Here is a 22,318-nt window from a genome sequence, read left to right on the forward strand (position 1 = left end):
CTCCAGATTCCAGATTCCCGGTTCCGGATTCCGGGCTCCAAACAACCGCGTCGAATCTTGGCTCGATACGAGACCCCACAAACAGGCCGGGCGTAGCTCCTTCAGCCCTCGATTGGCACCCGCATTGGCGTCGGGTGGTGCATGTCTTTTGCGGACCTGGAGGGCGTCGGTGCGAACTCGATCCCCAAGCGGAACCGCCACCGCAACGCGATGCGCCAACCCACCACACCAGCTACCGTGCAGCCAGGTAGCATGTAATCTCAAACCGGATTCAAAACCCGGCAGCCACGCGGCAAATCCGGGCACCCACAGGCCAACGCGCCGCAAGCGCCCGCAATGGAGCAAAAGACATGCACCACCCGGCGCCGATGCCGCGGCCGCCAGGCCGTCAACAACGATGCAGAAGAACAAATGAGTTAAACGAGGTCCAGCTGGCGCTGCAGGGCCTCCCGGGCCATCTGCTGGTTGACCTCACCGGGTACCACGATCACCTCTTCGTGTGCCAGCGCCGCCAGGCTGTGGGCCACCACCGCATCCGGCTGCATCCACATGGCCTCGGGAAATTCCCCGGGGCCGGAACCGCTGAAGCCCTCCGCCTCGTGAAAGCCGGTGCGGGTCAGGCCGGGGCACAGGCACTGCACCCGGATACCGTGGGGTCGTTCCTCTTCCTGCAGTACCGCGGAGAAATTGGCCAGGAAGGCCTTGGTGGCTGAATAGACCGCCGTCCCCGGCAGCGGCGCCAGGGCAAGCACCGATCCCACGTTGATAATATAGCCACCACCCTGCTCACGCATGAAAGGCAGCGCGGCGCGACACAGGTTGATGGTCGCGTCGATATGCACGCTCACCATCGCCTGCTGCGCGGTGATTGCCGATTCGGCAAAGGGGCCGAGAGCGCCGAAACCGGCGTTGTTGACGAGGATCGACACCGGGCCGCGCTGGCGCAGGGCCTCCAGCGTCCGGGCGTTGCCCTCGATACTGGCGAGGTCGGCCACGACTGGTATCACCTCGACCTCCCCTGCCAGTTCTGCGGCCAGCGCTTCCAGCGCTGCGCCGCGCCGGGCTACCGCGATAATGCGCTTGCAGCGCGACGCCAGGGCGCGACAGAAAGCTTCTCCCAGCCCCGAGGACGCCCCCGTGACCAGGGCAATATCATCACTCATACAGTGTCTTCCTGTTAACCGCTTTGGAACGGGCCGGGTCGTGGATCACTCTTCAGCGAAACTGCCCAGTGTATACACATCGAAACGTACCGACTTTCCACTCAGCAGGTGGGAGGGTTTGCGGCCACCGAGCGGCGGTGCCTTGCGCGGCCGCTTGACCACCACCCGCGCCACGGCTTGCTGCAGGGCCCACGCCAGCAGGGAGTCGCCGCTGTCATCGCCACTGCCGAGCAGCAACTGGAACAGCGTCATCTCCTTTTTGACCGCGGCGTGTTTGTCGCGCTGGGGAAACATCGGGTCCAGGTAGATCACGTCGATGCCTTCCAGCGCCTCCACGGGCAGGGACCGGGCGTCGACCTCGCGCAATTGCATACGCGCGGTCACTGCGCCCAGCCAGGGGTCACCCTGCTCACCCGCTGCCTGCAGGCCGCTGCGCAGCAGCGCCGCAATGACCGGATTGCGTTCACAAAGCTCTACCCGGGCGCCGAGATCCGCGAGGACAAATGCGTCCCGGCCCAGCCCCGCCGTGGCGTCGAGCACGCGCAGCGCGGGCTTTTTATGCACCCCGATAGCCCGCCCGAGCAATTCGTTGTGGCCGCCGCTGCGCCGGTGGCGCATGCCGGCGGCGCCGAAATCCACCGTCACCGGACCGGGCGCCGGACTGCCGGTGAGTTGCAGCGACAGCGAGGAAGGGCCCAGCAGCAACAGCGCCCGGGCTGCCTTGCAATTTTTTGCATGCGTGGCGGTGGGCAGCTGCGGCAGGCCCAGTTGCGCGGCGAGATGCGCGGCCTGCGCCTCCAGTTCGGCTTGCAGGGCACAGATGGCAATGGGTGCCGGGTCCGGCATGGCGTCAGGCAAGGAAGCTACCGCTTGTCAGTCTTCGGCAATGCGACCGGAGCGACGGCGCTGCAGGAGGTTGGCGAGATCGTCGAACATCTCCTCGGCGGGCGCCGCGGGCGCCGGCTCGGCGCTGTCGCCGGGAATCTCGCCGACCACCGCAGCTACTGCTTCGCCGTCTCGCGCGCCCGGCAGGGCACCGCCGTCCAGTCCCAGCCGCAGCTTCTGTTCGCCCTCCAGCTCGATTTCCAGCTCGAGGTTATAAACCATGTGGTTGATGCCGTGTTTGTCCACCACCCGAAACCGGCGCGGCACGCTCTCCCCGGCATCGTTGCGCTGGCAGGTCAGCGCGCAGTGCACGGCCAGCACGGTTTTGCCGGAAAGCTGGGTGCCGACCAGCACCTCGAGCCCCTGGCTGCAGGCGGCGACGAAGGCGTCGCTGGTCATCGAGTTGAGCGCCCGCACGGCGCCGCTGCCCGGGGTGGTGAACTCGCCGACCAGTACCTGGCTGGCCTTGGCGATATCCACCATGCGCGCCAGCTCGATAGTCACGTCGCCCACGATGTAACTGAATACGGTGGGGTTTACACCCTCCGCCTGGTACAGCTCGTAGTGGCCGCCGATGTGGAAACCGGTGCGGATCACCGGCACCGTGTTGCCGCGCGACTGGGCCCGGGCCACGGCGTTGTCGGCAATCACCAGCACCATGAAGTAGAACAGGTGGATATCCGCCTCGGCGCTGACCCGACGGTTCCAGACGTAGTAGCCGTCGCCGGTGGTGGTGCGGGCGAAATTGATCTCGATGCCGCGATCCAGCAGTTTGTTGTAGGCGGAGTTGAGCGAATAGGACAGGCTGTTGAGCTGGCTGGCCTGCTCAAAGGGCGTGAACAGGGAAAACTCGACGATGTCGAACAGCAGGACCGCCCGTTCATCGACGTAGCTGATGCCATAGCGGCGGATAAGCTGGTCTACTTCCGCCAGCAGGCGGGCTTCCTCGACAAGGGCCGTACTGAGCTTGATAAAGGTCGGCGCGACGCCGAGGCGTTCGCTGACCGCGAACAGTTCGTCGCGCTGCATGCGCCGGCCACCGGAAACCAGTTCGCGGATGTACTGCTCGTTGCCGCGATGCTCGGCATCGTCGGCACAGTAGTTACCGAGGAAATAGTGCGGCACGAAAATGACCAGCAGGCCGCGCGGATCGGCGCTCCAGCACAGCACGATGTTCTGGCCCAGACGCCACTGCTTGCGCAGGGTCTGTTCCAGCGTTTTCAGGTTGCCCCGCTGGACGATGGATATCGGGCCGCCTGTGCCTGCAACGCCATCCGTGGGCAGTCTTTGGTCGGAATCCGACATCGGGCCTCCCGCTCACAGCACTCCGGGTAGTATTATAGGGAGCCACAGGCACGGCGGCTATGCCGAAATCCATCGGCGACCGGAACAGGGATGAAAATAATGCAATTCAGGTTTTTGATGGGCGCGCTCGCAGGCCTGTGGCTCAGCGCCTGCGGCCAGTACGACCTCACCGTCAATGATCGCACCGTGTATACCCCGCTGCCCCTGTTCAAGGCCTACGCGATACCCGACACAGCGCTCGAGGCCTGTGTCAAAAAAGCCATCAACTACTACAAGGTCGCCAATGCCGTCGAACTGCAGGAGCTGGATTGCAGTGACGCCGGGGTGAGCGAACTGACCGGCATCGGGGTGTTTACCGGGCTGCGCCGCCTGCGTCTGGGCGACAACCAGATCACCTCCCTGGCACCGCTCGCCACGCTGTCCTCGCTGGAAGCACTGGAGGCGCCGAACAACCAGGTCAAGGAGGCCCTGCCACTCTACGACCTGCTGTCGCTGCGCATCGTCGACCTGCGCGGCAACAGCGGCCTGCACTGCCCGCGCCCCCAGGACCTGTTCCGCGTGGTGGACCTCAGCCTGCCGCAACACTGCGACTGAGCATGCTCTACCGGCTGGTAGCCTGGCTGCCCTTCCCCCTGCTCTACGCACTGGCCTGGCTGGGCTACGGCGCCGTCTACCACCTCGCCCGCTACCGCCGCGCGGTGGTCGCGCAAAACCTGACCCGGGGCCTGCCGGAAAAGACCGCCGCCGAGCGCAAACGGATCGAGAAGGCGTTTTACCTGCAGCTGTGCCAGACCGCGCTGGAAATCCTCAAGGCGCGCCGCATGCGTCCGGAGGACTTCCTGCAGCGCTCCCGGCTGCTCAATCCGGAGGTGGTGGAACGTGCCACCGCCGGTTTCACCCGCTCGGCGATCGTCGTCACGATTCACCAGGGCAACTGGGAGTGGATGCTCCACGGCACCACCGTCGGCCTCGGCGTTCCGGTGGACCCGGTCTACAAGCCCCTGCATAACCCGACAGTCGACGCCCTGGTCCACGAGATCCGCGGGCAGTTTGGTTCGCGGCCCCTGGCCATGGCGGAGGCGCCGCGGGATATCCTGCGCCGGCGCCGGGAATTCCGCCTGTTCGTGATGGTGGCCGACCAGTCCCCCACCAACCGCGAACGCGGTTACTGGACCCGCTTCCTGCATCAGGACGCGCGCTTCTACCTCGGCGCCGAGACCATCGCCAGGGCGACCGGCTTTCCGGTCCTGTTCGCCCAGTGCCGGCGCCTGCGCAGGGGGTTCTATACGGTGGAGTTCAAAGAGCTCGCCAGCCCGCCCTACGAGGCGGAGGGGCACACGATTACCGACCGCTATGTCCAGCTGGCCGAGGCGGCGATTGCCGCGGAACCGCAGAGCTGGTTGTGGAGCAACCGCCGCTGGAAGCGCCAGCGGCCGGTCGAAGGGACCGACGCCGATAGCTGAACCCGGCCGCGCCCGCAGCGGCGCGTCAGACACCCAGCCAGCCGAAGCCCTCAGCCTGGTCCGCCCACACCAGATTCACTGTCTCCGCCAGGACTTCGCCGAGCGCCGATTGCGCCCGATCGCGACAGTTGTTCTGTTCACTGATATGGGCCACCACCAGGTGGTTCAGCCCGCCGGCGTTGATGTTGCGCAGGAATTCCACTGCCTGGCGATTATTCAGGTGACCCCAGTCGCCGCCGACCCGGCGTTTCAGGGACGGGGGATAGGGCCCGTCCTGCAACATCCCGCTGTCGTGGTTGAATTCCAGCAGCAGGCTGTGGCAGTCGCGATACTGTTCGATGACATGGGGCGTGATACAGCCGAGATCGGTCAGCAGGCCGAGCTCGCGCCCCGACCAGCTGAAGCGAAACTGGCAGGGTTCGCGCGCGTCGTGGGGTACCGCCACGGCCCGCACCGCCAGCTCACCGATCTGCATGCTGTCGTCGCCGTTGATGCAGGTCAGGTCATGACTGCCGTCGCAGCGCCCGCTGGCGGCGGTGCCGTGGGTGAGATAGACCGGTATGCCGTGGCGCTTCGACAGCCGGGCTACCCCGGCACTGTGATCGGAGTGCTCGTGGGTAACCAGCACCGCGCTCAGTTGCTCCGGCTCGACTCCCAGGCGCTGCATGCGGCGCGTGGTTTCGCGCAGGGAAAACCCGCAATCCACCATGACCAGGGTGTCGCCCGCCTGCACCAGGGTGGCGTTGCCCTTGCTGCCGGAGCCGAGTGAGGCGAAGCGCACGGGCCGGCAGCTTAGTTGATGTTGCCCTTGATCAGGTTGAGCAGTGCCTGCAGCTCACCCTCATCGATGGGCTCGTCGGCGTCCTGCAGGCGCAGGTAGATGGCGATCAGGGTCGGGTCGATCTCCCGCATATTGGCGGTAAAGGCGTCGCCGACATGCGGGTAGCTGTCGTCATCGCCCCACAGCCAGTCGAACCAGCCGCCCTCTTCGCCGGCCTCCGGGCCGAGGAATTTCAGGTAATAGATACCCTGGCTGCGGTCGCGGTCGGTAATCTCGAAATCGGATTTCTCCAGGCCCAGGCCCACCGAGGCCCAGGCACGGTCGAAGGGCAGCGCCAGCTGGATGTAGGGAGTGCCGCCGCTGTCCTTCTGCAGGGAGATACGCCCCTCGGCACTGATTGCCTGCTCGGCGATCATCGACACCGGGGCGTTGCCGGCGCTGTCCGCGATGTACTGCGCGAGGGACTGCAGCATCTCGTTTTCCTGCGCCGGGTTATCGGAGGTATCCGGCCAGTTGGCGGTATCGCCGGCCCGGTTCTGCTGCAGCACGTGCAGCTCACTGGTGCCGCGCTGGACACCCTGGTCGATGCGCATGCGGAAGCGGCTGGACATGGAAGCCGCTTCCAGCGACAGCCAGTCGGTTTCCATGACCCCAGCGGAGGCGTCCACCCGCATGACGTTGATCCCGGCGCTGGCGAGGAAGCTGCGCACCTGCGGCCACACCTGGCCGGGCGCCTCCTCGATCAGGGCCCAGCTCTCGTCGCCCAGGCGCTGGATGCGGACTGTCTGTTCCTCGGCGCCAGCCACCAGTGGCGTGGGCCGCGGCACCTCGAACTCTCCCGGGGCGATGACACCGCTGCCGACCGGCGGCACCGGGTAGATGTCCTGCAACGCGTCGCTGCGCATGCCCTCGGGCAGGGTGATCTCGGCCATCTCCGGCGCCCGCTTGTAGTCCTCGGACTGGTCGCGGAACATGCCGCCGTCGCCGAACAGGTAACCGCAGGCGGTGAGATGGGTCGCGGCGAGGGCGACGGCGAGTGTGCGCCAGTTCTTCAGGTTCATGTGCGTGCTACCTCGAGGGCCGCAATGACCTCGGCATGGAATTTTTCGTCCAGGGGGGTCAGCGGCAGGCGGATGCCCGGACCGATGATGCCCTCGTGGGCCAGCGCCCATTTCACTGGAATGGGGTTGGCTTCCAGGAACAGTGCGCGGTTGAGCGCGGCGAGGCGCGCATTGACGGCGCTGGCCCCTTCGCGGTCACCGGCCAGCGCCAGGCGGCACAGCTCGACAACCATCTCCGGCAGGACATTGGCGGTGACCGAGATATTGCCGTGGCCGCCGGCCAGGATCAGCTCCATGGCGGTGGCGTCGTCGCCGGAATAGATCGCGAAGTCCCCGGGGCAGCGGGCGATCAGGTCGCGGGCACGGGGTATGTCCCCGGTGGCGTCCTTGATGCCGACGATATTGGGAATGTCCGCCAGTTGCAGCACCGTCTCGTTGAGCATGTCCACCGCGGTGCGGCCGGGCACGTTATAGAGCACCTGGGGAACATCCACAGCTTCGGCCACGGCCTTGAAGTGCTCGTAGAGACCGCGCTGGGTCGGGCGATTGTAATAGGGGGTGACCAGCAGGCAGGCGTCGGCGCCGGCAGCGGCCGCGGCACGGGTCAGCTCGATGGCCTCCCAGGTGGCGTTGGCGCCGGTGCCGGCAAGAATCGGGATCCGGCCCGCCATGTAGTCGACACAGTACTTGATGACCTCGCAGTGCTCGGGAACACTGAGGGTGGCGCTCTCGCCAGTGGTGCCGACCGCGCCGATGGCCGCAGTACCCGCGGTCAGGTGCATGTCGAGCAGGCGCTCCAGCGCTGCCCAGTCGACGCTGCCGTCGGGGTTCATGGGGGTGACCAGGGCGACGATGCTGCCGGTTATCATCCAGATTCTCCAAAAAAGGCCGCCCGCGAAAGGCAGCGCCCTTCCCGGGGAAAGATGGCAATTATCCATGCCAGTGTACGGAACACAACCGGCCCGGGCGAAATTGCCCCCACCCTGCTATGCTTGCGGTGTTGAAGCTGTACAAAGTTGCTATGAACCCACGGCATAACCCGATACTCGTCCTGCTGGCAGTGCTCTACCTGCTCCCTCTCGCGACCCGGGCCGATGAACCGGTCATCGAGGACCTCACGGCGATCGACCGACAGTACCTGAACAACCAGCGCGCCTCTATAGAGGATATCGTCGCCAGCAATTACGGCGCCCGGATCAGCGGTGACCGGGAGCGCGACATCGCCCTGCTGCAGCGGGTGCTCGACGAGCGCCTGGTCCGCAACGACCAGGCCCGCCAGTTACAGGCCATGGGGGTCATTCTCGGCGATCTGCTGGCCGCGGACCTCGGGATGCACTGGGTGGTCTACCGCGACAAGCTGGGGCGCAGCCACGCCCTGCGCTACCTGGACAGCGATATCTACCTGTTCCCGGTGACCATGATTTCGCGCCGGCGCGAGGTCGGCAACCTCACCCCGGTGGCGGAGATCTACACCGACGTGGCACAGGACACCCGCAAGGCCCTGCCCGCCAAGCCCTTTACCGCACCGTAGCGCGACACTGGTGAACGCTTTGAGCCGGAATTTACCCGTTGCGGACGCCGCAGCTGAATGAGCCAGGCACCCCCCGGATTTGAGCTGCTCACCGAGGATCGCGACAGCCTCCGGTTGCTGATCTCCGGAGACTGGGTAGAGGGCGCCGGCCAACGGCCGGATTTCCGCGACCTGGAGCGTGACCTGGCCGGCCTCGGGGCCGGCGAACTGCTGGTCTGCGGCCGCGAGCTGGGACAGTGGGACTCGCTGCTGATGGCCTTCCTGCTGCAGTGCTACAACCACTGCCGTGACCTCGGAATCGAATTCCGCCACCGCGACCTGCCCGACACCGTGGCCCACCTGCTGTCGGTGGCCACCGCCGTCCCGCCGCACCGGGCGCCGGCTGCACCGCGCCAACCCTGGTACCGGCGCCTCGACGTCGGGGCGGGGGCGCGGGAGTTCGTCGCCCGCGGGCGCGCATCCCTGGCCTTCATCGGCGAACTGTCTATCGCCCTGGGACGCCTGGCGACCGGACGGGCGAACACCCGCTTCAGCGACTTCCGCGACTGCTGCTACCAGGCGGGTCCCGACGCCTTCGCCATCATCAGCCTGACCAGCATACTGGTGGGCATGATCCTCGCCTACCTGGGGGCGGTACAGCTGCGCCAGTTCGGCGCGGAAATCTACGTCGCCGACCTGGTGGTCATCGGCACCCTGCGGGAAATGGGGGTACTGATGACAGCGGTGGTCATGGCCGGCCGCACCGGCGCCGCCTACGCGGCGCAGCTGGGCACCATGCAGGCCAACGACGAGATCGACGCCGTGGTCACCATGGGCATCTCGCCCGTGGAATTCCACGTACTGCCGCGGGTGCTCGCCCTGATGGTGATGATGCCGCTGCTCACCGTGTACGCCAGCCTGCTCGGCATCATCGGCGGCGGCATCGTCGCCGGCGGCATGGGCATCACGCCGCTCATGTATATCCACGAGGGCCAGTCCGCGCTGTCGCTGGTGCACCTCAACGTCGGCCTGACCAAGAGCGTTGTCTTCGGCCTGCTGATCGCCATCGCCGGGTGCCGTTCGGGCATGGACAGCGGGCGCAGTTCCGCAGCGGTTGGACAGGCCACCACCGAAGCCGTGGTCACCGCCATCGTCTACCTGATCATCGCCGACGCCGCGTTCAACATTATCTTCCAGATCCTGGATATCTGATGAGCGAAGCGCACATAGAAATACGCGACCTGTGCATGGCCTACGGCAGCCGCGTGATCCAGCGCGACCTGAACTTCGCCATCAACCGCGGCGATATCTTCGTCATCATGGGCGGCAGCGGCTGCGGCAAGAGCACCCTGCTGCGGCACCTGCTGGGGCTGATCGAACCCGCCACCGGGGACATCCTCTACAGCGGAGAGAGCTTTGTCCACGCCGACCCGGAAGCCCGCGACACCATGCGCCGTAGCTGGGGTATCACCTACCAGTCCGGCGGCCTGTTCACCGCCATGACCCTGGCGGAGAACATCGCCCTGCCCCTGCAGCTGTACACCCGTTACAGCAAAACCGAACAGGCGGACATCATCGACTACAAGCTGGCCCTGGTCGGGCTATCCGGCTACCAGGACTATTACCCATCAGAGATCAGCGGCGGCATGCGCAAGCGCGCCGCCCTCGCCCGCGCCATCGCACTCGACCCGGAGATCCTGTTTTTCGACGAACCTTCCGCGGGGCTCGACCCGATCAGTTCGCGGCTGCTGGATGAGCTGATCGTCCAGTTGCAACAGTCCACGGGGGCGACCGTGGTGATGGTCACCCATGAATTGCCGAGCATCTTCGGCATCGCAACCAACTCGGTCTACCTCGATGCCGCAACCAAAACCATGATCGCCTACGGCGATCCCAGGGAATTGCGGGATCACAGCGACCAGCCAGTTGTGCGACAATTCCTGGCGAGGGAATCCGGCACGCCCATCGAGGAACAGGCATGAGTGAAAAACCCCGCACCGTCGCCATCGGCATCTTCGTAGTAGGCGCCCTGCTGATAGCGGTTACCGCGGTGATCTTTGCCCTCGGCACCGGTTTCGGCAGCGAGCGCAGAAAGGTGGTCATGGTGTTCGAGGGTTCCGTCAAGGGCCTTAACATCGGCGCTCCGGTCGCCCTGCGCGGCGTCCAGGTGGGCCAGGTCACCAACATAGAGCTGATCCTCGATTCGGAGACTTCCGAGCTGATCATGCTGGTGGAAGCCGACGTGCGCGGCGACAATATCCGCCGCACCGGCACCCATACCGAGAACCTCACCGAAGAACTGATCGCCCGCGGCATGCGCGCGCAGCTCAATACCCAGAGCCTGCTCACCGGACTGCTCTATATCCAGCTGGATTTCCACCCGGAGAGCACGCCGAACTACGTGGACATCGATACTCCCTACCTGCAGATTCCCACGATTCCCACCGGCCTCGAACTGCTGACCCGGGAACTGGAATCCCTGGACCTGGTCAAGATGGCCTCCGACCTCGAGACCATCGCCACCGGCGTGGCGGCGTTTGTCGGCAACGAGGATTTCCAGCACTTGCCCACCCAGTTGCGCGATGCGCTCGCATCGATCCAGGGCCTCAGCGGCAGCCTGGAGGCGCAGCTCGCCAGCAGCGGCGGCAAACTCGACCAACTGCTCGACAACGCCGACAGTACGATTAACCTGGCCAACGACGAGCTGCCCCAACTGGCCGAACTCACCCGGCAGAACCTGCAGCAGCTGCAGCAGTCGATCGCCGCCTTCGAATCCGGGATGCGCGAGTTCGAAGGGCTCGTGGACTACGATTCAGACACCGTCTACCAGCTGAACCGCGCCCTCAGGGAGTTCGCGGAAGCCGGCCGCAGCCTGCAACAGCTGAGCCGTACCCTGGAAGAGCAACCCGAAGCCCTGATCCGCGGAAGGAGCAAGGAAAATTGAATATCGCCATGGCCAGCCGGCTCAGCCTGGCCGCCCTGCTGCTCGGCCTGGTCGCCGCCTGCAGCACAGCGCCCAGCCAGCATTACATTCTCCGCGCCCGGGAAGTCCCGCCAGCCAGCACTGGCGACCTGTCCATCGGCGTCGGCCCCGTCACCCTGCCCAACTACCTGCAGCGCAACAACTTCGTCATCACCCGGGAGCAAAACCGGCTGCAGATCGACAGTACCGAACGCTGGGCGGAACCCCTGGAGAACGGCATCAGCCGGGTGATATCGATCAACCTCGCCGGACTGCTGGATACCCAGGACGTGCGCTCATACCCCTGGCATCCCAAGCGCCTGCCGGACTTCGCGGTGCAGTTGCGGGTACTGGAAATGGAGGCGGACAGCAGCGAGGCTCGCCTTATCGCCGAATGGCTGCTGCTGAGTCCCGGCAGTGATGGCGCGCTCGAGCGGCGGATCGCGCAATTCCAACAGGCACTGCCGGCAAACGCCGACGCGGGGGCGATGGCGGCCGCCTACAGCGACCTGCTGTACCAGCTCAGCCGACAGATAGCCGAGGCTGTCAAAGCCGCGCGGCCGGGGACGAGTGGCGCAGCGGACTAATCCGGGTCGACCGCGCTGACCCGCATCAGGTAGGCGATGACGTCCGCGCGGTCCTGGGGATCGCTGATTCCCGGTACCAGCATGGTCGAATCCGGATACTGCGCCATCGGCGCCTCGAGCCAGGCGTACATCAATTTCGGGGTCCAGACGAAACCGGCCTGGCGGAAGCGCTGGGAATAGCCGGGGTAGTCGGGGACGGTGCCCACGACCCGACCGAAGACCCCCTTGAGATTCGGACCCACCCGGTGACCTTCCTCCGCCTCGATGCGATGGCACAGGCGGCAGCTCCCGAACAGCACCCGGCCGCGGTCGATATCCGCCAGCTGCATCCGGTCCTCGAGCTCCCCCGCAGGCGCGCGCAATGACAGCGCCAGCAGGGCCAGGGCAAAAGCGCCGGGCAGCCCCCTCACGCTGATCGCACCGCGCCGGCCCCGGCACGCCGGCCAAAAAAACTGGCCTCGCCGAGGGAGAGCCCCTCGACCACCGCGGCAGCGACCGAAAACCCCGCCGCTGTTCGCCCCGCGGCGAACAAACCCTCAATCGGCTTGCCGATACTGTCGAGTACGGCGCCGTCGACATCGGTGGCGAGCCCTCCCAGGGTATAGGCCGGCACGACGGCGCGCGGCCCGCTGACCTCCCAGGCCCGGTAGGGCGGCCCCTGGAAGGGCCGCAGGAAGGCTTTGGTCTTGCCGAATTGGGGATCCTCGCCGCGCGCGGCATAGCGATTGTAGTAGGCGACCGTCTGTTGCAGGGCGCCTCGGGGCAGGTCCAACTGGTCCGCCAGCCCGCCGACGCTGGTTGATTCTGCCACCGGGAAAAAGTTCTGCTGGCGTTCCGGCAGGGCGCTGCCGGCGTCGGTGATCAGCCACGCGCTACCGCGCTGTTCGAACGCGACCGCGTGGCCAATCGCGCCGGCGTAGGCGTCCTCGGCGATGAATCGCTGGCCCGCGCCGTTGACCAGCAGGCCCGAGGGCGCCGGGTCGAGGGCGCGCAGGTCTATGGCACAGAAACCCTCGTCCATTGCGAGGGCGGCGGCACCCGCCGAGATACCCAGGCGGATGCCCTGCCCGAGGTCACCCGCCGCACCCCAGGGGGTCGAACATGCATGGAGTCGCGGGGCGAAGGCCCTGACCATCTCGCGCTGCTGGATGAAGCCGCCGCAGGCCAGCACCACCCCCCGCCGGGCGCGCAGGCTGGTGCGCTGGCCACCGGCATTGGCGACGACGCCAATGATGCGGCCATCCGCCTCCGCCACCAGCTGTTCGGCATCGAGACGGGTGAGTAACTGCGCGCCGAGCTTGCCCGAGCGGGCCAGCAGGCCCTGCATGAGGTACTGGCCCGCAAGGCCCGCAGGCGCATCCGGCACATGCCCGCGCGGGATATCCGGCGCGCCGGCCACCTGCCGCAGGCTGGTGCCCGCCTGTGGCTGCGCCGCAAAGGGCACGCCCTGGTCGCGCAGCCAGTCGAGGTGGCCGGCACTGTGTTCACAGTAGAGCCGCAGGCGCGCATCGGGATGATAGGGAAACACCGCAGCGGCGAGTGACTGGTACATGGCTTGGGAGGAATCCTCGATGCCGAGCGCCCGCTGCGCAAAGGTGCCTCCGCCGGCGTAGACGACGCCATCGGACAGGCCGGAGGTGCCGCCGGGCCGCGGCATGAGTTCCAGGACCATCACGCTGGCGCCAGCGCTGCGCGCCTCGATGGCTGCACAGATACCGGCGGCTCCCGCGCCAATTACGACGACATCTGCCGCCATGTCCCAGCTGCCGACGTCCGCGCGGGACAACAGGGGACCCGCGACGCCGGTCGACGCCACCGCGCTGGCCCCGATGCCGGCGAGGAACTGGCGCCTGCGCATCTCGCTCACTCTCCGCTCTTCCCTGTCCGTTGCTTTCGATTCAAGGTGTCATCCCCCGCGCCAGCGATTGTAACCAGATCAACTGCCCCCCGCGCTCAAAAGCTTTAAAAAAAGCCATTTCCTGCCCGGCCTCGTACATCCATCGCGGGTTGAATTGCCAAACCCCTGTTCTATACTGCTGTCTCAAGTGCACTCCAAACCACCAATCCGGGGAACTACCTATGGAAGCAAGCAGCCTCTGGGGCACCATGATACTGCCGTGGATCATCCGCATCGCGATCGCGCTGGTCATATTCTACGTCGGTCGCATCGTGGTCAAAATGATTGTCGGCTTTGTCGAAAAAATGATGCGCGCCAGGGCGATGGACGAGATTCTCATCAAGTTCCTCAGCTCCATCCTGCGCTGGGTGCTGCTGCTTTTCGTGGCTATCGCCGCCCTCAGCCAACTCGGCATCGACACCACCTCACTGGTCGCCCTGCTCGGCGCCGCCGGACTCGCGATCGGCCTTTCCCTGCAGGGGTCGCTGGGCAATTTCGCCGCCGGTGTACTGCTGATCATTTTCCGCCCCTTCACCAAGGGTGATTTCGTCGAGGCCGGCGGCGCCAGCGGTGTGGTCGACAACATCAGCATCTTCACCACGACATTGAGAACCCCCGACAACCGCGAAGTGATCGTTCCCAACGGCGCCATCCTCGGCAACAACATCACCAACTTCTCGGCCCTGCCGACCCGCCGGGTGGACATGGTCTTCGGCATTTCCTACGACGACGACATCCGCAAGGCCAAGGCACTGCTGGAGGAAATCATCGCTGCGGACGAGCGCATTCTCGCCGAGCCCGCGCCGGTAGTCGCGCTGGGCGAACTGGCGGATTCCAGCGTCAATTTCCTGGTGCGTCCGTGGGTCAATGCCGCTGACTACTGGGCGGTGCTGTGGGACACGACCACCGCCGTGAAACTGAAATTCGACGAGGAGGGGATCACCATTCCCTACCCGCAGATGGACGTGCACCTCGGCAAGGAGGGCTGACCAGCTCCCGGGGTGCGCCAGCGCGCACCCCGCCCGGCCTATTTCCGGTAAATTGACAAATCTTAAGCTGCCCGAAGGGCCCCGTGTGCTATAAAGGGGGCTTTACCTTCACCGGGCTCTTCCGTGGTACCGATCAAGCGTCAACTGCGCATTTCCCTGCTCCTGCTGGCAGCGGCACTCGCCGCTGCTTCACTCATGTACATGAACCGACCACCGGCGCAAATCGCGGAACCGGAACAGCGCGCGGTGAGTGTCGATGTGGCTGTCGCCGTCGCCGAGGACCGCCAGGTCGAGGTACAGGCCCAGGGAACCGTGCAGGCCCTGCGCGAGACCACCCTGGTTGCCGAAGTTCCCGGGCGTATCGTCGCCACCAGTGACAAATTCCACGCCGGCGGTTTCGTCGCCGAGGGCGAAGTGCTGGTGCGCATCGACCCCCGCGACTACCAGACCGCGCTGCTGCGCGCCGAGGCCGCGCTGGAAACCGCACAGAGCGCACTGATCCAGGAAGAGGGTCGCGCCGAGGTGGCCCAGCGCGAATGGGAGAAGCTGCCGGCCAACAGCCAGCGCACCCAGCAGGCCCGCGAACTCTACCTGCGCAAACCGCAGCTGGACCAGGCCAAGGCGCAACAGCGCGCGGCCACCGCCGACCTCAACACCGCCCGCGACCAACTGGAGCGCACCATCATCCGCGCGCCCTACGATGCCGTCATTCGCGACAAGCAGGTGGATCTCGGCCAGTACGTGGTTACCGGCAACCAGATCGCTGCCCTGTTTTCCGTGGGCGTTGCCGAGGTACGCCTGCCGATTCCCCAGAGCAGGCTGGAATTCCTGAACCTTCCGGGCGTCGCGGACGATGGCGCCAACCCCGTGCCGGTGGACCTGTACGCCAGCGTCGCCGGTGCGCTGCAACACTGGCCCGCGACGGTCCACCGCACCGAGGCGGTATTCGACGAGCGCTCCCGGGTGCTCTACGCCGTCGCCCGGGTCGATGATCCCTACGCGCTCAGGCACCCCGACCGCCCCCCACTGCGCCTCGGCAGCTTCGTCAACGCCAATATCCAGGGCCGGGTTTTCAGCCAGGTGATCGCGCTGCCGCGCCATGTGCTGCGCGCCGGCAATCGCGTCTGGGTGGTGGACCGGGATGACATCCTGCGCAACCGGGACATCTCCATCCTCAACCCCGGTGGCGACTACGTGCTGGTCAATAGCGGCCTCAAACCCGGCGAACGGGTCTCGCTGAGCGTGCTGGACGACTCCCTGGAGGGCAGCAAGGTCACCATCAATTCCTCTGTCCCCACCGATGAACTCGGTGGACCGGCCAAGGCCGGCCTGTCGCCGGAAGCTACCGCCGGGGTGACGCCGTGAGCAGCGCTACGCCCAGCGGGATAATCGCCTGGTTTGCCCGCAACCCGGTCGCCGCCAACCTGATGATGCTGATCATCATCGCCGTCGGTGCGGGCAGCGCATTCAGCATCCAGCGGGCGATGATGCCGACCTTCCACTTCGAGCTGATCTGGATCACCGTCCCCTACCCCGGCGCCGCGCCGGAAGAGGTGGAGCGCGGTATCGTCGAGAAAATCGAGGAGGCCATCAACGACATCGAGGGGATCGAGCGGGTGGAGGCGGACGCGCTGGAGTCCGTGGCCCGGATCATCATCGAACCCCTGGAAGGGGTGTCCATCGACAAGCTCTACAACGACGTGCAGAACCGTATAGACGGTATCAGCACGTTTCCGGAAGCCGCGGAAAAACCCGTCATCACCCAACCGGAGGTGATGTTCCCGGTGCTGAATATCCAGCTTTCCGGCAACCAGGACCCGCGCAGCATGAAATCGCTGGCGCAGAGCATGCGCCGCGAACTCCTCACCTTCCCCGAAGTCTCCGGGGTGGAGATTACCGGCGAGCGCGACTACGAGATCGCCGTGGAAATTTCCGAGCAACTGCTGCGCGAGTACCACCTCACCCTGCAGGACGTCGCCAACACCATTGCCGCTTCCTCCATCGACCTTCCGGCCGGCTCGGTCAAGACCCGCAACGGTGAAATCATGCTGCGCACCGTGGGCCAGGCCTACGACCAGCAGGCCTTCGAAAACATCGTCCTGAAAACCTGGCCGGATGGCACACGCCTGATGCTCGGCGACATCGCCACGGTCAAGGACGACTTCGTCGAGGAGCGCGGCTTCTCCGAGTTCGACGCACAGCCCTCGCTGGGATTGCAGGTCTACAGCCTTGGCGACCAGGACATCATCGAGACCGCCGACGTGGTCAAGGCCTACCTGGAGGACAAACGCGCGCACCTGCCCGAGGGGGCCGTGGTCGATATCTGGGCCGATTCCACCTACTACCTGCAGGAGCGCCTGGACATGATGGTGAAGAATCTCGCCATCGGTGCGCTGCTGGTCTTCATCACCCTCGCCCTGTTCCTGGAAATCAAGCTGGCGTTCTGGGTGATGCTGGGAATACCGGTCTGCTTCCTGGGTGCCATGGCCGCCATCAACACGCCCTACATCCACGCCAGCCTCAACATGATCAGCATCTTCGGCTTTATCCTGGTGCTGGGCATCGTGGTAGACGACGCCATCATCATCGGCGAGTCGGTCTACAGTGAAACCGAAGCCAGTGGCCACAGCGTGGACAATGTCATTCGCGGCGCCTACCGGGTAGCCACACCGGCCACCTTTGGCGTGCTGACCACCATCGTCGCCTTTGCCCCCACGCTGTTCGTACAGGGCGTCTTCGCCCCCATGCCGGCAGCCTGCGGCTGGGTAGTCATTCTCTGCCTGGCGTTCTCCCTGGTGGAGTCGAAGTGGATTCTGCCGGCCCACCTCGCCCACAGCAAGCCGACCCGCAACCGGCTGCTGCTGCAGGTTGACCACCTGCAGGAAGGCGTCAATGAACGCCTGCGCAATTTTGTCGAGGGCCCCTACCGGCGCGCGCTGGAACGCTGTATCGACAACCGCTATGTGACGCTGGCGAGTTTTCTCTGCCTGCTGATCGTTGCCGTCGGCCTGGTCAGCGGCGGTGTCGTGCGCACTATCATCTCACCGCATATCGCCGGGGAGTACCTGTCCGCGGAATTGCGTATGTCCGAGAGCAGTCCCGAAGACAGCACCACCGATGCCACTCGCAAACTTATCGACGGCCTCTACGCCGTTGATCGCGACTACCGTCGCGAACACGGCGAGGATTCCGGATTCATCAGCCATATATCCGCCCACGTCTACGACCGCATCAACGGGCGCATCGATGTGGAACTGACCCGGCAGGACCAGCGCAACATTTCCAACGACGAGATCCAGCGCCTGTGGCGCGAGGAGGTCGGCAACATTCACGGCGCCGACGTGCTGGGCATCGGCACCTCCGATGGTCCCGATTTCGGTCCCGCAGTGTCCTTTGACCTGAAGCACGAAAATTTCGCCACGCTGCGCGCCGCCGCCGAGGAACTGGAAGAGCACCTGCATCACTACAACGGTCTCTATGACATTCGCAACGGCAGCAGTGAATCCCGCGACGAAATACATTTCAAACTGCTGCCCGAGGGCGAGGCCCTCGGCCTGACCCGGATGCAACTGGGCAGCCAGGTGCGCAACGCCTTCTACGGTGCCGAGGCCCAGCGCATCCAGCGCGATATCGACGAGGTCAAGGTGATGGTCCGCTATCCGCGCGAAGACCGGGAAAGCGTGGGCAGTCTCGAGCACATGTTCGTGCGCACGCCGGGCGGTGACGAGGTACCACTGAGCACCGTCGCGGAGGTCGAGGTCAAGCCCGGCCTGCTGAAGTCGACCCGCATCGATTTCCAACGGGCCGCGGAAGTCACTGCGATGGCGGATACCGATGTCGTCGAACCGAACAAGGTGCTGGATGACCTGGCCAGGAACTTCCTGCCGGAACTGCAGCGCAAATACCCGGGGCTCAAGTGGGAACGCTCCGGACTGGCCGGCGAGGAATCGCGCCTTGTGATCAGCCTCGTCGTCGGTTTCGGCCTGGCGCTGTTCGGCATTTACGCCCTGCTGGCCATTCCCACGGCCTCCTACCTGCAGCCGTTGATCATCATGGGCGTGATTCCTTTCGGTATTATCGGTGCGGTACTCGGCCACTGGATGCTGGATTATCCGGTGAGCATGATGTCGGGTATGGGGCTGGTGGCACTGTCAGGGGTGGTGGTCAATGACAGCCTGATCCTCGTCGACTATGTCAACCAGGCCGTCAAGGGCGGCAGCGCGCCGCACGCGGCGATCGTGGAAGCCGCCTGCAAACGCTTCCGCGCCATCATGCTGACCTCCCTGACCACCTTCCTCGGTCTGGCGCCGATGCTGCTGGAGCGCAGCGCCCAGGCCGAGTCGATGATTCCGATGGCCATCTCCCTGGCCTTCGGCATCGTGTTCGCCACGATCATCACCCTGCTGTTGATCCCGGCGCTCTACCTGATCCTCGAGGACCTCCATCGCTGGTGGCGCAAGGAGGAAGCCCCCGCCCTCGAGGCCTACTGATAGGCCGCGCAGGGCAGGCAGCGCACATAGAGGTGCCGCGGGTCCTGCAGGGCCTCGATCTCTCTGGCGATATTCAATAGCGGCTGTGCCAGCCGGACCAGCGCAGCGACAGAGTCGGAGCGGCCGGTAGTTGAGAGGCCGAGGGATTCGACGCTCAAGCGCTCGGCCATCTGCTGCAGGAACTGCTGGGAAGGCGTCAGGCTTTCATCCAGGTAATCCACCTGGTAATCGTCAATACCCGCGAGTTCCGCCGCGGCGGCAATCGCGTCATCCAGTCCGCCCAGGGCGTCGACCAGGCCCACCTCTTTCGCATCGGCGCCGCTCCAGACGCGGCCCTCCGCCACTGCATCGACCTGCTCCAGGGTCATGCCCCGGCCCTCCGCGACAATGCCGCGGAAAACGGCATAGGCGTGGTCGATACCGGACTGCAGCGATTGCGCGAGTTGCGGGTTCAGCGGTCGATCGAGGCGCAGGGAACCGGCGAGGCTGGTGGTGCCGACCCCGTCGGTATGGATGCCGCCGCGTTGCAACAGTTCCTCCACAGTGGGGAACGCGGCGATCACGCCGATGCTGCCGGTTATGGTGGTCGGCAGGGCCCATATCTGGTCGGCGCCCGCGGCGATGTAATAGCCGCCGGAGGCCGCCATCGGCCCCATCGACACCACCACCGGCAGGCCCGCCTCCTGCGCCGCTTCCACCTGCTCGCGAATCACTTCCGCGGCAAACAGGCTGCCGCCCGGGGAGTTGACCCGCAGCACGATCGCCCTCACCTTGTCATCGTTCATGGCGTCGTTGATCAGCCAGGCGAGACTGTCGCCGCCCACCGTTCCGGGCGGCTGTTCACCGGGCAACATGTTGCCCTGTGCGGTGATGACCGCGATATGGTCTGGCGCGGTGTGCGGCAGCCCGGTGATTTTGCGGTGCCAGAGGTACTCCTCGAAGGGCACGGCCTCGTAGAGCCCGTCGTCGTTCCTGGCGCCCACCAGGTCGGCGAGATAGTCGTTGGCCTCGGTGCGCGACATCAGCCTGTCCGCCAGACCCATCGCCTGCGCATCCTTCGCCTGGTCGCCATCGCCGGCGCTCAGTCGCTGCGCCATGCCCTCGACGTAGTTGTTCAGGGTGCCGCCAGCGAGCTTGCGATTGCCCTCGACCACCCCGGTGTATTCTCGCCACAGGTCGTCCAGCCAGGCGCGGGTAAGGTCCTTCTCCACCGGCGACATGTCGTTGCGCAGCCAGGGCTCCGCGAGCGACTTGTACTTGCCGCCGCGGAACACATGCACGTTGACCGATACTTTTTCCAGCAGCTCGGCGTAGTAATTCTGGTAGACCGCGTACCCTTCTATCCCCACCGTGCCCAGCGGATGCAGGATGACCTCGTCGGCATAGCTGGCCAGCAGGTATTGCGGCTGGGTGAAATAGTCGCCCACGGCGATGATCGGCTTGCCGCTGGCGCGGAATGCCTCGAGGGCGTCGGCAATTTCCAGGACATGGGAGATGCTGACATGGACCAGGTAATCCAGTTCCATCACCAGTGCCGGGACCGCCGGGTCTTCGGCGGCCTTTTCGATCGCCTCGGTGACGTCCCTTACCAGCACCTCGTGCGGAACCGAGCTCGCTGCGCCCAGCATCTGCAGCGGGTCCACCGGGGTTTTCTGGTCGACCACAAAGCCGCTGAGGTCCAGCAGCAGGGCCGCCTTGGCCGGCAGCGGCTCCGGCGCCCGGTCGGCCAGGGCAAAGTAGAGTATAGCCAGCAGGGCCAGGAACAGCAGGTTGGCAGAAGCGATACGCAGCCAGGTAATGGCGTTCCAGATCGCGGCAAAAAACCGGCGAACCGGCGACGGGTGACTCATCAAATGTTCTCCTTAACAGTCGCGGGAGCGAGGTCGCGCAGATCCCTGGCACGCCAGCGCACATACAGCATCGCTGCACAAAAAAGTACTACCACCGCCAGCATGCCCGTCCAGTACAGGGCACTGGACGGATTCGCAAACAGGTCCACTACCAGCCGCATGAAATACAGCAGGCTGACAAAGCACAACCAGATAAAACTGCGCGGGCGATCACGCAATATCCCCGGCACGAGGATCAGCAGCGGCAGCAGGACGGCCAGCCAGATGATCCAGGGCGCGCCTGCCGCGACCATGTCCAGGAACTGTTGCAGACACAGCAGTATAAAAGCCGCAAAGCAGGACAGGCGGGCCAGCCGGGTACGCGAACTCACCGGCGGCCCCGCAGCGCATGTTCCGCCACCCGGCGGCCCAGCGCCTGGCAGAGCTTCGCTTCAGCGGCATCCACCGGGCGATCATTCTGCGGCCCCGCCCAGTGCGAGGCGCCGTAGGGCGTCCCCCCGGAAGTCGCCGCGGCCAGCCCGGGCTCGCTGTAGGGCAGGCCGAGCAGGAGCATGCCGTGGTGCAGCAGGGGCAGCATCATGCTCAGCAGGGTGGATTCCTGCCCGCCATGCAGGCTTGATGTCGAGGTGAACACCGCGGCGGGCTTGTCGATCATGGCGCCGCTCATCCACAGTCCGGAGGTCTGGTCGATAAAGTACTTGAGCGGCGCCGCCATGTTGCCGAAGCGAGTCGGGCTGCCCAGCACCAGGCCGGCACAGTCGCGCAGGTCGTCCAGCTCGCAATACAACGGACCCTCCCCGGGGATTTCGTCCTCAGTCTTTTCACAGTTGGCGGAGATCGCCGGCACCGTGCGCAGGCGCGCCGCAATGCCACCGACCTGTTCGACCCCCCGGCCCACCTGCCGGGCCATCTCCGCTGTAGTACCGTTGCGGGAGTAATAGAGAACCAGGATAAAGGGCGCTGACATCAGTCGATCAGCGCCAGCACATTTTCCGGCGGGCGGCCGAGGACCGCGCGGTCCTCACATACCACGATGGGGCGCTCGATCAGGCGGGGATACTCGGCCATCGCCGCGACCAGCGCGTCCTCGCTGGAACTTTTGTCGAGCCCCGCCTGCTCGTACTCGTCCTCTCCGCGACGCACCAGTTGTTCGGCGCGCAGGTCGAGCTTCTCCAGCAGGGAGCGAATCTCGGCGGCGGTGGGTGGGGTTTCGAGGTAGAGCACGATCTCCGGCGCGATGCCGTTTTCCTCCAGCAGCGCCAGTGTCGCACGGGATTTGGAGCAGCGGGGATTGTGGTAGATAGTGTAGTCGCTCATGTGAAACTCCATGACAAATTCTCGGTGGCGCGAGTATAACAAGGGACTGTGCCGGGGC

The 22,318-nt window shown here is 65.4% G+C and carries 22 protein-coding genes; 10 read left to right on the plus strand and 12 right to left on the minus strand.

Going from position 1 to position 22,318, the window contains the following annotated elements; genetic code table 11:
* Positions 1 to 416: 416 nt before the first annotated feature.
* The 3 genes from ACNKU3_RS20015 to ACNKU3_RS20025 are packed head-to-tail and all read right to left on the minus strand — an operon-like array spanning position 417 to position 3,353.
* Entirely contained in the window at positions 417 to 1,163 is a 747-nt protein-coding gene (locus ACNKU3_RS20015) for an SDR family NAD(P)-dependent oxidoreductase (protein ID WP_418261345.1), read from the minus strand.
* A 45-nt stretch (positions 1,164 to 1,208) separates the two neighbouring features.
* Positions 1,209 to 2,021 carry a class I SAM-dependent methyltransferase gene (locus ACNKU3_RS20020; RefSeq protein ID WP_418261346.1) on the minus strand — a complete coding sequence of 271 codons (813 nt, stop codon included), beginning with the start codon at positions 2,019 to 2,021 and terminating at the stop codon, positions 1,209 to 1,211.
* A gap of 15 nt (positions 2,022 to 2,036) precedes the next feature.
* Positions 2,037 to 3,353: a hypothetical protein gene (locus ACNKU3_RS20025; protein ID WP_418261347.1), complete on the minus strand. Its 1,317-nt coding sequence runs from the start codon at positions 3,351 to 3,353 to the stop codon at positions 2,037 to 2,039.
* A 99-nt stretch (positions 3,354 to 3,452) separates the two neighbouring features.
* Here ACNKU3_RS20025 and ACNKU3_RS20030 point away from each other — a divergent pair, with 99 nt between their 5' ends.
* Entirely contained in the window at positions 3,453 to 3,947 is a 495-nt protein-coding gene (locus tag ACNKU3_RS20030) for a hypothetical protein (RefSeq protein ID WP_418261348.1), read from the plus strand.
* A 2-nt stretch (positions 3,948 to 3,949) separates the two neighbouring features.
* A complete protein-coding gene (locus ACNKU3_RS20035) occupies positions 3,950 to 4,816 on the plus strand; it encodes a lysophospholipid acyltransferase family protein (RefSeq protein WP_418261349.1) in 867 nt (288 codons plus the stop codon).
* Between the two features lie 25 nt (positions 4,817 to 4,841).
* Here ACNKU3_RS20035 and ACNKU3_RS20040 read toward each other — a convergent pair whose 3' ends face one another.
* The 3 genes from ACNKU3_RS20040 to dapA are packed head-to-tail and all read right to left on the minus strand — an operon-like array spanning position 4,842 to position 7,527.
* Positions 4,842 to 5,597 carry an MBL fold metallo-hydrolase gene (locus ACNKU3_RS20040; RefSeq protein ID WP_418261350.1) on the minus strand — a complete coding sequence of 252 codons (756 nt, stop codon included), beginning with the start codon at positions 5,595 to 5,597 and terminating at the stop codon, positions 4,842 to 4,844.
* An 11-nt stretch (positions 5,598 to 5,608) separates the two neighbouring features.
* The gene (gene bamC, locus ACNKU3_RS20045; RefSeq protein ID WP_418261351.1) at positions 5,609 to 6,658 is read right to left on the minus strand and encodes an outer membrane protein assembly factor BamC; all 1,050 of its coding nucleotides are present in this window, start codon (positions 6,656 to 6,658) and stop codon (positions 5,609 to 5,611) included.
* The gene (gene dapA, locus ACNKU3_RS20050) at positions 6,655 to 7,527 is read right to left on the minus strand and encodes a 4-hydroxy-tetrahydrodipicolinate synthase (protein WP_418261352.1); all 873 of its coding nucleotides are present in this window, start codon (positions 7,525 to 7,527) and stop codon (positions 6,655 to 6,657) included. The genes bamC and dapA overlap by 4 nt, the downstream gene beginning before the upstream one ends.
* A gap of 152 nt (positions 7,528 to 7,679) precedes the next feature.
* Here dapA and ACNKU3_RS20055 point away from each other — a divergent pair, with 152 nt between their 5' ends.
* From ACNKU3_RS20055 to ACNKU3_RS20075, 5 genes are read left to right on the plus strand one after another with little or no spacing between them, the layout of a single operon-like run.
* Positions 7,680 to 8,189: a DUF3806 domain-containing protein gene (locus tag ACNKU3_RS20055; protein ID WP_418261353.1), complete on the plus strand. Its 510-nt coding sequence runs from the start codon at positions 7,680 to 7,682 to the stop codon at positions 8,187 to 8,189.
* A gap of 57 nt (positions 8,190 to 8,246) precedes the next feature.
* Positions 8,247 to 9,380, plus strand: a complete 1,134-nt coding sequence (locus ACNKU3_RS20060; RefSeq protein ID WP_418261354.1) for an MlaE family ABC transporter permease — start codon at positions 8,247 to 8,249, stop codon at positions 9,378 to 9,380.
* Positions 9,380 to 10,150: an ABC transporter ATP-binding protein gene (locus tag ACNKU3_RS20065; protein WP_418261355.1), complete on the plus strand. Its 771-nt coding sequence runs from the start codon at positions 9,380 to 9,382 to the stop codon at positions 10,148 to 10,150. The genes ACNKU3_RS20060 and ACNKU3_RS20065 overlap by 1 nt, the downstream gene beginning before the upstream one ends.
* Positions 10,147 to 11,112, plus strand: coding sequence for an MlaD family protein (locus ACNKU3_RS20070; protein ID WP_418261356.1), 966 nt, complete (start codon positions 10,147 to 10,149; stop codon positions 11,110 to 11,112). Before ACNKU3_RS20065 ends, ACNKU3_RS20070 begins: the two co-directional genes overlap by 4 nt.
* Positions 11,109 to 11,717, plus strand: a complete 609-nt coding sequence (locus ACNKU3_RS20075) for a PqiC family protein (protein WP_418261357.1) — start codon at positions 11,109 to 11,111, stop codon at positions 11,715 to 11,717. Before ACNKU3_RS20070 ends, ACNKU3_RS20075 begins: the two co-directional genes overlap by 4 nt.
* On the opposite strand, the gene ACNKU3_RS20080 is transcribed toward ACNKU3_RS20075, so the two are convergent.
* Positions 11,714 to 12,127 (minus strand): c-type cytochrome, encoded by a 414-nt coding sequence (locus ACNKU3_RS20080; protein WP_418261358.1) that lies wholly within the window; start codon positions 12,125 to 12,127, stop codon positions 11,714 to 11,716. The two genes, ACNKU3_RS20075 and ACNKU3_RS20080, sit on opposite strands and share 4 nt — an antisense overlap.
* The gene (locus ACNKU3_RS20085; RefSeq protein ID WP_418261415.1) at positions 12,124 to 13,575 is read right to left on the minus strand and encodes an FAD-dependent oxidoreductase; all 1,452 of its coding nucleotides are present in this window, start codon (positions 13,573 to 13,575) and stop codon (positions 12,124 to 12,126) included. Before ACNKU3_RS20085 ends, ACNKU3_RS20080 begins: the two co-directional genes overlap by 4 nt.
* A 221-nt stretch (positions 13,576 to 13,796) precedes the next feature.
* Between ACNKU3_RS20085 and ACNKU3_RS20090 the strand changes: the two genes are divergently transcribed.
* The 3 genes from ACNKU3_RS20090 (at position 13,797) to ACNKU3_RS20100 (ending at position 19,093) form a co-directional block, all read left to right on the plus strand.
* A complete protein-coding gene (locus ACNKU3_RS20090) occupies positions 13,797 to 14,603 on the plus strand; it encodes a mechanosensitive ion channel family protein (RefSeq protein ID WP_418261359.1) in 807 nt (268 codons plus the stop codon).
* A gap of 123 nt (positions 14,604 to 14,726) precedes the next feature.
* Positions 14,727 to 15,968 carry an efflux RND transporter periplasmic adaptor subunit gene (locus tag ACNKU3_RS20095; protein WP_418261360.1) on the plus strand — a complete coding sequence of 414 codons (1,242 nt, stop codon included), beginning with the start codon at positions 14,727 to 14,729 and terminating at the stop codon, positions 15,966 to 15,968.
* Positions 15,965 to 19,093, plus strand: coding sequence for an efflux RND transporter permease subunit (locus tag ACNKU3_RS20100; RefSeq protein ID WP_418261361.1), 3,129 nt, complete (start codon positions 15,965 to 15,967; stop codon positions 19,091 to 19,093). The genes ACNKU3_RS20095 and ACNKU3_RS20100 overlap by 4 nt, the downstream gene beginning before the upstream one ends.
* On the opposite strand, the gene sppA is transcribed toward ACNKU3_RS20100, so the two are convergent.
* From sppA to arsC, 4 genes are read right to left on the minus strand one after another with little or no spacing between them, the layout of a single operon-like run.
* Positions 19,087 to 20,943, minus strand: coding sequence for a signal peptide peptidase SppA (gene sppA / locus ACNKU3_RS20105; RefSeq protein ID WP_418261362.1), 1,857 nt, complete (start codon positions 20,941 to 20,943; stop codon positions 19,087 to 19,089). The genes ACNKU3_RS20100 and sppA overlap by 7 nt on opposite strands.
* Entirely contained in the window at positions 20,943 to 21,314 is a 372-nt protein-coding gene (locus ACNKU3_RS20110) for a DUF2069 domain-containing protein (protein WP_418261363.1), read from the minus strand. The genes sppA and ACNKU3_RS20110 overlap by 1 nt, the downstream gene beginning before the upstream one ends.
* Positions 21,311 to 21,910: an NAD(P)H:quinone oxidoreductase gene (wrbA, locus tag ACNKU3_RS20115; RefSeq protein ID WP_418261364.1), complete on the minus strand. Its 600-nt coding sequence runs from the start codon at positions 21,908 to 21,910 to the stop codon at positions 21,311 to 21,313. The genes ACNKU3_RS20110 and wrbA overlap by 4 nt, the downstream gene beginning before the upstream one ends.
* On the minus strand, positions 21,910 to 22,260 hold the full coding sequence (arsC, locus tag ACNKU3_RS20120) for an arsenate reductase (glutaredoxin) (protein ID WP_418261365.1): 351 nt from the start codon (positions 22,258 to 22,260) through the stop codon (positions 21,910 to 21,912). Before arsC ends, wrbA begins: the two co-directional genes overlap by 1 nt.
* Between the last annotated feature and the right edge of the window lie 58 nt (positions 22,261 to 22,318).

Origin of the sequence: Haliea sp. E17 (genome assembly GCF_048323675.1) — a bacterium.
Taxonomy (GTDB): domain Bacteria; phylum Pseudomonadota; class Gammaproteobacteria; order Pseudomonadales; family Halieaceae; genus Mangrovimicrobium.

Excerpts from the sequence above, each read along its gene's own strand:
- ACNKU3_RS20015 (WP_418261345.1), bottom strand. The coding sequence starts at position 1,163 with ATGAGTGATGATATTGCCCTGGTCACGGGGGCGTCCTCGGGGCTGGGA.
- ACNKU3_RS20025 (WP_418261347.1), bottom strand. The coding sequence starts at position 3,353 with ATGTCGGATTCCGACCAAAGACTGCCCACGGATGGCGTTGCAGGCACA.
- ACNKU3_RS20030 (WP_418261348.1), top strand. The coding sequence starts at position 3,453 with ATGCAATTCAGGTTTTTGATGGGCGCGCTCGCAGGCCTGTGGCTCAGC.
- ACNKU3_RS20035 (WP_418261349.1), top strand. The coding sequence starts at position 3,950 with ATGCTCTACCGGCTGGTAGCCTGGCTGCCCTTCCCCCTGCTCTACGCA.
- bamC (WP_418261351.1), bottom strand. The coding sequence starts at position 6,658 with ATGAACCTGAAGAACTGGCGCACACTCGCCGTCGCCCTCGCCGCGACC.
- dapA (WP_418261352.1), bottom strand. The coding sequence starts at position 7,527 with ATGATAACCGGCAGCATCGTCGCCCTGGTCACCCCCATGAACCCCGAC.
- ACNKU3_RS20055 (WP_418261353.1), top strand. The coding sequence starts at position 7,680 with ATGAACCCACGGCATAACCCGATACTCGTCCTGCTGGCAGTGCTCTAC.
- ACNKU3_RS20060 (WP_418261354.1), top strand. The coding sequence starts at position 8,247 with ATGAGCCAGGCACCCCCCGGATTTGAGCTGCTCACCGAGGATCGCGAC.
- ACNKU3_RS20065 (WP_418261355.1), top strand. The coding sequence starts at position 9,380 with ATGAGCGAAGCGCACATAGAAATACGCGACCTGTGCATGGCCTACGGC.
- ACNKU3_RS20070 (WP_418261356.1), top strand. The coding sequence starts at position 10,147 with ATGAGTGAAAAACCCCGCACCGTCGCCATCGGCATCTTCGTAGTAGGC.
- ACNKU3_RS20085 (WP_418261415.1), bottom strand. The coding sequence starts at position 13,575 with ATGCGCAGGCGCCAGTTCCTCGCCGGCATCGGGGCCAGCGCGGTGGCG.
- ACNKU3_RS20090 (WP_418261359.1), top strand. The coding sequence starts at position 13,797 with ATGGAAGCAAGCAGCCTCTGGGGCACCATGATACTGCCGTGGATCATC.
- sppA (WP_418261362.1), bottom strand. The coding sequence starts at position 20,943 with ATGAGTCACCCGTCGCCGGTTCGCCGGTTTTTTGCCGCGATCTGGAAC.
- wrbA (WP_418261364.1), bottom strand. The coding sequence starts at position 21,910 with ATGTCAGCGCCCTTTATCCTGGTTCTCTATTACTCCCGCAACGGTACT.
- arsC (WP_418261365.1), bottom strand. The coding sequence starts at position 22,260 with ATGAGCGACTACACTATCTACCACAATCCCCGCTGCTCCAAATCCCGT.